This window comes from Comamonas sp. (assembly GCF_036666375.1).
GTDB lineage: Bacteria > Pseudomonadota > Gammaproteobacteria > Burkholderiales > Burkholderiaceae_C > Comamonas.
Genome location: NZ_JAVWWA010000097.1, coordinates 1 through 8,073, shown reverse-complemented (window position 1 = coordinate 8,073; position 8,073 = coordinate 1). Strand labels below are relative to the sequence as shown.

The 8,073-nt window shown below is 67.4% G+C and carries 8 protein-coding genes; 4 read left to right on the top strand and 4 right to left on the bottom strand.

The window, feature by feature from the left end; genetic code table 11:
* On the top strand, window positions 1-508 hold a 508-nt coding region (locus RR928_RS19440), incomplete at its 5' end, for an Ldh family oxidoreductase (RefSeq protein WP_332683827.1).
* Between the two features lie 34 nt (window positions 509-542).
* Here the strand turns inward: RR928_RS19440 and fahA are convergent.
* The 4 genes from fahA to RR928_RS19420 form a co-directional block, all read right to left on the bottom strand.
* Window positions 543-1,865, bottom strand: a complete 1,323-nt coding sequence (fahA, locus tag RR928_RS19435; protein ID WP_332683826.1) for a fumarylacetoacetase — start codon at window positions 1,863-1,865, stop codon at window positions 543-545.
* Between the two features lie 61 nt (window positions 1,866-1,926).
* Window positions 1,927-2,739 carry a cyclase family protein gene (locus RR928_RS19430; protein WP_332683825.1) on the bottom strand — a complete coding sequence of 271 codons (813 nt, stop codon included), beginning with the start codon at window positions 2,737-2,739 and terminating at the stop codon, window positions 1,927-1,929.
* Between the two features lie 37 nt (window positions 2,740-2,776).
* Window positions 2,777-3,748, bottom strand: coding sequence for a Bug family tripartite tricarboxylate transporter substrate binding protein (locus RR928_RS19425; protein WP_332683824.1), 972 nt, complete (start codon window positions 3,746-3,748; stop codon window positions 2,777-2,779).
* A 47-nt stretch (window positions 3,749-3,795) separates the two neighbouring features.
* The gene (locus RR928_RS19420; protein ID WP_332549229.1) at window positions 3,796-4,848 is read right to left on the bottom strand and encodes an SMP-30/gluconolactonase/LRE family protein; all 1,053 of its coding nucleotides are present in this window, start codon (window positions 4,846-4,848) and stop codon (window positions 3,796-3,798) included.
* A 92-nt stretch (window positions 4,849-4,940) separates the two neighbouring features.
* On the opposite strand from RR928_RS19420, the gene RR928_RS19415 reads away from it, so the two are divergent.
* The 3 genes from RR928_RS19415 (at window position 4,941) to RR928_RS19405 (ending at window position 8,011) form a co-directional block, all read left to right on the top strand.
* Window positions 4,941-5,636, top strand: a complete 696-nt coding sequence (locus tag RR928_RS19415) for a TetR/AcrR family transcriptional regulator (RefSeq protein ID WP_332549231.1) — start codon at window positions 4,941-4,943, stop codon at window positions 5,634-5,636.
* A gap of 144 nt (window positions 5,637-5,780) precedes the next feature.
* Window positions 5,781-6,965 (top strand): M20 family metallopeptidase, encoded by a 1,185-nt coding sequence (locus tag RR928_RS19410; protein ID WP_332549233.1) that lies wholly within the window; start codon window positions 5,781-5,783, stop codon window positions 6,963-6,965.
* 53 nt (window positions 6,966-7,018) lie between these two features.
* Entirely contained in the window at window positions 7,019-8,011 is a 993-nt protein-coding gene (locus tag RR928_RS19405; RefSeq protein ID WP_442881631.1) for a tripartite tricarboxylate transporter substrate binding protein BugE, read from the top strand.
* Window positions 8,012-8,073: the final 62 nt, after the last annotated feature.

Sequence of the window (8,073 nt, the reverse complement as noted above, 5' to 3'; positions counted from 1 at the left end):
GCGCAGCGGCGCCCGCCCCCTCAGCATCGACCTGTCGCTGTCCGAGGTGGCGCGCGGCAAGCTCATGGTCGCGGCCAAGAAAGGCGAGTCCATTCCGCTGGGCTGGGCGCTGGACGCCGAAGGCCAGCCGACCACCGACCCCCAAAAGGGCATGCAGGGCTCGATGCTGCCCATGGGCGGCGTCAAGGGCGCGATGCTGGCGCTGATCGTCGAATTGCTGGTCACCACGCTGACCGGCGCGCACTTCGGCGCCGAGGCCGACACCTTCTTCGAAGACGAAGGCAACCAGCCGCGCCTGGGCCAGGCCTTCATCGTGATCGATCCCGGCGCCCTGGCCGGCACGGCGGTGTACGCCGAGCGCATCGAGGCACTGATTGCGGCGATGCTGGTGGACGAAGGCGTGCGCCTGCCCGGACAGCGGCGCTTCGACCTGCTGGCCCGGGCCGAAGCGGCCGCAGGCATCGAAGTGCCGCAAGCCACCATCGACGCGATTGCCGCACTGGCTTGATGCCCGTCTATGCGTGCCGCGCGCGCAGCAGACGTCAGACCGGGCGCGCGGCCAGCACCGTGCCGCGGCATTCGCCAAAGCCTATGCGCGCCGCTCCGGGTTTTTCGCACCAGCCCTGAAAGATCACGCTGTCACCGTCCTGGAGGAAGCCGCGCTGCTCGCCATGGCCTATGTCCACGGGCCGCTGGCCGCCGTGCGTGAGCTCGATCAACGCCCCGGCCTCGCCGGCGCTCGGGCCCGAGATGGTGCCGCTGCCGATCAGGTCGCCCACCTGCAGGTTGCAGCCGCCTGCCGTGTGGTGGGCCAGCATCTGCGCGATGCTCCAATACTGGTGGCGAAAGCTGGTCTGCGTGATGCTGCGCCCGCGCAGTCCGGCGGCCGTGGCCTGCGCGCTTTGCAGCGTGACCTGGAGCTGGATGTCAAACGCACCCTGCCTGCGGTTGGCGGCGGATTCCAGATAGGCCAGGGGCTGGGGCTCGGTGGCGGGTCGGTTCCAGGGCAGGCGATATGGCGCAAGCGCTTCGAGCGTGACGATCCACGGCGACACCGTGGTGGCGAAGTTCTTGGCGTTGAACGGGCCCAGGGGCTGCATTTCCCACACCTGGATATCGCGCGCCGACCAGTCGTTGAGCAGGCTCAGGCCGAAGATATGCGCCTCGGCGGCGTCGAGCGCCACGGCATCGCCCGCAGGATTGCCCTGGCCTATCCAGGTGGCGATCTCGAGCTCGTAGTCCAGGCGGGCGCAAGGAGCGAACACCGGCGTCTGCTCGCCCGGCGCCAGCGACTGTCCCAACGGCCGGCGAAACTGCTGGCCACTGACGCCCACCGACGAGGCGCGGCCGTGGTAGGCCTGGGGCATCCAGCGGAAATTGGGCGTCGCGTCGCCATCGGGGTACATGATGCGCATGCAGTTGCGCGCATGGTGCAGCGATGTATAGAAGTCCGTGTAGTCGCCGATGCGCGCAGGCACGGCGTATTCCACCTGGGCCAGCGGAAGCAGGCAGTCGCGCAGCGCGGCCTGCTCGGCGGCGCTGGCCTGGTGCAGCAGGGCAAACAGCGCATGGCGCAGCGCGCTCCAGGCACTCGGGCCCAGCGCCATCAAGGCATTGAGGCTTTCCTGCGCGCCGGCCTGGGCCGCGGCTTGCGCGGGCGCTGCCAGCAGCCCGATTCGGGCCAGCGCCGCCAGGTCAAGCGCCTGATCGCCGATGGCGACGGCGCCGCGAAACGCCTGCTGCGTGCCCGCCGGGCGCAACACGGCGAACGGCAGATTCTGGATGGGAAAGTCGCAGTCGGGCGCATTGGCGGATGCCAGCCAGCTGCGCGCCTGGGCGTCGTGGGTATGGTTGAGCGTATGCATGGAAGATTTCTGGAAATGGCGCGCCGGCGGCGCCGGGCCGGTACAGCCGCCGGCACAGGTGTCAGGCGGGCAGCGCGGCAAACAGGCGCTCGTCGAAGATCGCCACCGCCCGGGTCCAGCCGGCGGAGGCACCGCGGATCTTGTGCGGAAAGCAGCTGATGAAGAAACCCGTCGCGGGCAGGGCTTCGAGGTTGTTGAGCTTTTCCAGGTGGCAGTAGCCGATGTCGCGCCCGGCTTTATGGCCTTCCCAGATCAACCCCGCATCCTGCGAGGCCGCGTACTTTTCGGCGGTGTAGACGAAAGGCGCATCCCAGCTCCAGGCGTCGGTGCCGGTCAGGCGCACGCCGCGCTCGAGCAGGTACATGGTGGCCTCGTAGCCCATGCCGCAGCCGGCGGCGACATAGTCATCGTGGCCATAGCGGCTGCCGGCGCGGGTGTTGACCACGACGATCTCCAGCGGCTGCAGCTGATGGTCTATGCGCCGGAGCTCGGCCGCGACGTCGGCCGCGGTCACCACATAGCCATCTTCCATGTGGCGGAAGTCCAGCTTGACGCCGGGCTGGAAGCACCAGTCCAGCGGCACCTGATCGATGGTGATGGCCGGCTTGCTGCCATCCAGCGTTTTGTCCATGGTGCTGTGAAAGTGATAGGGCGCGTCCAGATGCGTGCCGTTGTGCGTGGACAGGCTGACCTTTTCGACGGCCCAGCCTTCGCCGTCGGGCAGATCTTCCTTTTTCAGGCCGGGGAAGAACGAGGCGATCTGCTCGACGGTGTTCTCATGGCTGAAATACTGGATCTCGGGCTTGAACGCCGGCGGGTCGGAGACCACATCGTTTTCGAGATAGATGGACAGGTCGACAATCTTGCGTGTCATGGGAGACTCCTTCGTATGCAATGGGGCCAAGCGCGCTTCATTCCGCGCGGATGTGGTTGTCGCGCACGACCTTGGCCCAGCCCTGGGCGTCGTCCTTGAGGAACTGGCGGAAGTCCGCAGGCGTGCCGCCTGCGGGCACCAGTCCCAGATCCTTGAGCCGCGCCTGAAAGCCGGCGCTGGCGATGATGGTCTGCGCCACGGCGTTGACCTTGTTCACCACGTCGGGCGGCGTGCCCTTGGGCGCGAGCAGGCCATGCCAGGAGTCGCCGACAAAGCCCGGGAAGGTTTCGCCGACCGTGGGCACATCGGGCAAGGCCTCTATGCGCTTGGGGCCGGAGACGGCCAGCGCGTGCAGCTTGCCGGCCTTGATGTAGGGGATGGTGGTGGTGGACGGATCGAAGGCCGTGACCACGCGCGCGGCCATCAGGTCGGTCAGCGCGCTGTCCTTGTAGGGCACATGCACCATGGTGGCGCCCGCCATGTTCAGCATCCGGGCCATGGCCACATGCGTGCCCTGGCCTATGCCGTAGCTCGCATAGGTCAAGGTGTCGGGCTTGGCCCTGGCCGCGGCCATCAGCTGCGCCAGGGTCTTGTAGGGCGACTGCGGCGATGTCACCAGCACATACGGCACGGACAGCACGCGCACCACGGGCACGAAATCCTCGGGCTTGTAGGGCAGCGTCTTGTAGACATAGGGATTGATCGAGGTGGTGTTGTTCACGGTGTAGAGCAGCGCATAGCCGTCGCCGGGCGCGCTGGCCACGCTCTGCGCGCCGATGATGGTGCTGGCGCCGGCGCGATTCTCGACCACGATGGGCTGGCCCAGCGCCTTGGACATGGGCTCGCTCATCAGCCGCATGATCACATCGGGCGAGGAACCCGCGCCAAAGGGCACGACCACGCGTATCGGCTTGTTCGGATAGCTGGCGCCCTGCGCCATGGCAAGCAGCGGCAGGGCGCCGGCCAGCAGCACGAGGGCGTGGCGGCGCGAGGGGCAGTAAAAGGTCATGCTTGTCTCCGTTGTGGTTGGTTTTTTGTCTTGCGGCAGCCGGGCGGTCACTTCGGCGCGCGCCAGTGCACCATGGGCAGGCCCGCCACGGGCGAGCGGAAAAAGGGAATGCGCGTGCCCAGCAGACTGCCCAGATAGACTGTGCGCAGGTCGGGGCCGCCGAAGGTGATGCTGGCCATCCAGGGCGCGATGCTGCCGCGCGCGCGCTGCATGTCCTCGCTGGTCAAACTGCGGTCGTCGAAGCGCCGCATCAGATGGGCGCTGGCCGCGGCGTCGCCGTCATCGAGCAGCGTGCGCAGCTCGCCCTCGGGCGTGATCGCCACCAGCCGGTCGACCATGATCAGCGTGCACCAGAGGTTGCCATAGGCATCGAAGGCAATGCCGTCGGGCATGCCGCCCAGGTGCGCGGGGCCGAACAGCTGGCGGTCGGTGAGGCGGACCTGGGCCGGATCGGACTCGTCCAGGCGCAGCCGGGTGATGCAAGGCCCCGTGGTCTCGACCACGTACAGCCACTCTTCGCGCGCATCGAGCCGCACTTCGTTGGTGAAACTGAAGCCGTCGGCAACCACGCGCAACCGGCCGTTCTCGACCACGGCCACATAGCCGTCGCGCACGCCTGTGGCCAGCGCTTGGGTCCAGGGGTTGACGCGCGTCGAGACCGTCAGCCAGATGCGGTCGCGCGAATCGCGCAGCACGAAATTCACCTTGCCTATGGGCTGGCCGTCGATGCTGTCGTACAGCGTGCGCGTGCGGCCCTCGCGGTCCATGACTTCCAGCCGGTCGCTGCCGAAGTTGGAGATCAGGATGCTGCCGTCGGCGCAGAAAGCCAGTCCATTGGGCAGCGTGCCGGTGGTCAAACGGCTTTCCATCTGCGCGACGCTTGCGCTGCCGGCGGCGGAAAATCGCGTATCGGCGCTCTGGCCTATGAAGCGCTGCGTGCCGTCGGTGGCGATGTGCACCACGCCGCCGCGCGCGTCGGCGCTCCACAGCGAACCGTCGGCCTCGGCCAGGATGCATTCCGGGCGCTGCAGTTCATTGCCGACATAGCCGATCTGCGCGCGCTCCACACTGAATCCGTCCAGCGGATTGGCTTGCGTCATGGGGGTCTCCTCTATTTTTGTTGCTTATACGTATGTATAAACTAAGCGTGCAAACGCCGTCAACCGGGAATTCATCATCTAGGATGTGCACCATGAACACCGTATCCCGTCCGAAAGCCGCGCCGAAAGCCCGCTTGCGCGCGCCCCAGCGCCGTGCCGACAGCGAGGCCACGCGCCAGCGCATTCTGGATGCGGCCGAGCGTCTCTTTGCCGATGCCGGCTTTCATGCCACGTCGATCCGCGAAATCGCCACCCTGGCGCAATGCCAGTTCGCGCTCATCGGCTACCACTTCGGCTCCAAGGAAGAGCTGCTGGACCATGTGATCGCGCGCCGCTCGGATGTGCTGAACCGCGAGCGGATGAGGCGCCTGGACGAATTGCTGGCACTGCACGGCACGGCGCCCATTCCGCTGCGCGCGCTGATCACCAGCTTTGTGAGCACCTTGATGACGCGCGCCGACTCGGACGATGAAGGCTGGCGCAACTACACCCGGCTGATTGCGGTGGTGGCGGCGAACGCGCAGTGGAAGGACCTGACGGAAAAGCACTTCAATGCCGTGGCGCGCGAGTACCTGGCGCAGCTGCAGCGCAGCTTGCCCGGCGTGCCCAGCGAAAATCTGTACCGCGCCTTCACCTTCTCGGTGGGAACGATGCTGTCGGTGTGCGCGCGCTCGGACCGCATAGAGACGCTGTCGGGCGGCGCGTTCGATTCGCGCCAGGTGGCAGGCCTGAGCGATGCGCTGTGCGTTTTTCTCGAAGGCGGTTTCCTGGCCATCGCCCAGGCCTAGGGGCTGCTGCCGGCGCACAGGCCGCTGGCCTTGGGGCAGGACTTCAGGGATTTCCCGAATGGGCGCTGCCAAACAGGAAATAATAGCGGCATACCCTCAGATCCAGGTCCTATGAGTTTCGCGCAACATCCCAGTCCATCGTCCTTGCTTTCATCGACAGCCGGTGACCCGGCGCCCCTTTCTTCCACCAGCCAGGCCGTGCTTGATTGGCTGGCTTCGCAGCAGCAGGCCATGACCGACCTGCTGGCCCGTATCGTCAACATCGACAGCGGCAGCGGCCACGAAGCCGGCACGCGCCAGGTCGCGGCCGTGCTGCGCGCGCGGCTGGAATCGGCCGGCATTGCCGTGGACACCCTGCCCGAGCCGGGCTGGGGCGATTGCCTGCTGGCGCGCGTGGCCGGCAGCGACGCCGCGGCCACGGGCCACCTGCAGCTCATGGGCCACATGGATACCGTGTTCCCGCTGGGCACGGCCGCGGCCCGCCCCTGGCGCGTGGAAGACGGCAAGGCCTATGGTCCGGGCGTGGCCGACATGAAGTCGGGCCTGGTCATGAACGTCTTCGTCGCCGAGGCCCTGGCGCGTTTCGGCGGCAATGCCAGCCCCGTGCACCTGCTGTTCACCTGCGACGAGGAAGTGGGCTCGCCCGCCTGCCGCCATGTGATACGCAAGCATGTGCAGGGCGCACGCGCCGTGCTCAACGCCGAGCCCGGACGCATCAGCGGCAACGTGGTGAACGAGCGCAAGGGCTCGTACCGCATCGATTTCGAAGTGCAGGGCGTGGCCGCGCACGCGGGCATCAACCCCGCGCAAGGCGCGAGCGCCATCGATGCGCTGGCGCGCAAGATCCTGGCGCTGCATGCGCTCAACGGCTGCGAGCCCGGCATCACCGTGAACGTCGGCTTCGTGCAGGGCGGCATGGCCTCCAACGTGGTGGCACCGCTTGCGAGCGCGCACGCCGACCTGCGCTATACCGCCGACAACGACCTGCAAGGCGTGCTCGCGCGCATCCAGGCCATCATCGAGGAAGAGTCGCTGCCGCGCACCAGCGGCCGCATCATCGAGTCGCGCGGCGCGCTGCCGATGGCGCGCACACCCGACCACATCCTGGACTTGTACCAGCGCTCTGCCGCACAGGTCGGCTTTGCGGTGCAGGCCGAAAGCACGGGCGGCGCCGCGGACAGCGGCATCACTTCCGACATGGGCATCCCCAGCCTGTGCGCTCTCGGCCCCGTGGGCGGCTACGCCCACAGCGAGCGCGAGTTCTGCGACCTCTCCACTTTCGTGCCACGTGCCCAGGCACTGGCGCTGACCCTCATGGCGCTGCGCTGAACCGCCGCGCCTGCCGCTTTCCTGTTGTTGTTTGTTTTATGTCCGACCTTCACATGACCTCTTGCGCCACTTCACGCCGCCAGTTGCTGGCCACTGCCATGGGCCTGGCCGGCGCCGCCGCGCTGCCCGCTTTCGCCGCTGACAAATACCCGACCCGCGCCATCACGCTGGTCGTGCCTTTCCCGCCCGGCGGCTCGGTCGACATCATGGCCCGTCAGTACACCGAATCGCTGGGCCGCACCCTGGGCGTGCCCATCGTCGTGGAAAACAAGCCCGGCGCGGGTGGCTCGATTGGCGCGCAGTTCGTCGCGCGCGCCAAGCCCGATGGCTATACGCTGGTCGCCTCGTCGCAAAGCAGCCACCTGGCCAATCCGCTGGTGCAGTCCAACCTGGGCTACGACCCGATCAAGGACTTCGAGAACATCGCCATCCTGGGCCGCCAGCCCAATGTGCTGGTCGTGCACCCCAGCGTGCCGGTCAAGACCTTTGCCGAACTGGTGACCTATCTCAAGGAGCGCCCAGGACAGATCAACTTCGCCTCGGCGGGCGCGGGCAGCATGGGCCAGCTCAATGCCGAGTCGCTGCTGCTGTCGGTCAACGCCAAGGCCGTGCATGTGCCTTACCGCGGCGGCTCGCAATACGTCACGGCCGTGCTGGCCGGTGAAGTGCAGTTCGCGCTCGACAACCTGGTGGTGTTCCTGCAGCACATCCAGGCCGGCAAGCTGCGCGCCCTGGCCGTGGCTTCGGCGACGCGCGTGGCCCAGCTGCCCGATGTGCCCACGTTTGCCGAACTCGGCTTCCCGGCGCTGAACCAGGCCTCGTGGATAGGCATCGCCGCGCCCGCGGGCACGCCGGCCCCGATTGTCACGGCGCTGCACCAGGCGATACGCAAGGCGGCGGTCGAGCCCGCCATGATCGAGAGCCTCAAGTCGCGCGGCGTGATTCCGCCCGAAGAGATGACACCTGCGGCTTTCGAGAAAATGATGGCCGAACGCCTCGTGTCCTACGGCGAAGTCGTGCGCAAGGCCGGCATCAAGCCCGAGTAAGCCAGGCGCCGGGGGCCGCTCAGTCCAGCGTCACCCCGGCCTGTTTCACCACCTGCGCCCAG